The organism is Photorhabdus stackebrandtii (assembly GCF_011189495.1).
In the GTDB taxonomy this organism is placed as follows: domain Bacteria; phylum Pseudomonadota; class Gammaproteobacteria; order Enterobacterales; family Enterobacteriaceae; genus Photorhabdus; species Photorhabdus khanii.
Map to the genome: position 1 here is coordinate 1 of NZ_PUJV01000156.1, position 715 is coordinate 715.

Below are 715 nucleotides of genomic sequence, written 5' to 3' on the forward strand. Positions count from 1 at the left end.
GCCATGATGCAAAAAACGCCTTTCAGGTTGTCACCGCTTATGACACAGAGAATGGCTTGGTCTTGTGTCAAAAAGCCACGGAGCACAAAAAAGGGGAAATCGCGATGGGGCGGCAACTGCTGGATATTCTGGAACTTAAAGGCAGCATTGTGACGCTTGATGCGCTCCATTGCCAGCGTGAAACGCTGGAAAAAATCCGCGAAAAGAAAGCCCATGTTGTTGTTCAGGTTAAGAAAAATCAACCCAAATTATGGGAAGCCGTTCAATCACAATTTCAAGCGGTATTTGATGCGGGTAAAGAGAAAATCGTCACGGAAATCAAGCAAACGGTTCATGGCCGTAAGGAAGAACGTTATGTATTCCAGCTAAAGGCCGCCTTTCCCCTGGAAATAGCGAAAAAATGGCCGACAATCCGCAGCATCATTGCCGTTGAGCGTCACCGGACAAAGAATGGTAAAGGTACCGTTGAGACTTCCTACTATGTGAGTTCGTTCTCTCCCCGACACAAATTATTAGGACATTACATTCGCCAACACTGGCGTATTGAGAATAGCCAACACTATATTCTTGATGTGGTTTTTAAAGAAGATGATTCACGTATCGTTCTGGACGGAGCCATTGAGAATTTGGCGTTATTCCGGCGTTTTGTTTTAAATATGCTGAAACAATGTGATTGCGGTGCGCCAAGTCAAAGGAATAAGCTTAAAAAAGCCGG

1 protein-coding gene is annotated in these 715 nt (G+C 44.9%); it reads left to right on the forward strand.

The features are described 5' to 3' along the window. A partial coding sequence (locus C5470_RS22115) for an ISAs1 family transposase (protein WP_166291934.1) occupies positions 1–715 on the forward strand: 715 nt, incomplete at both ends.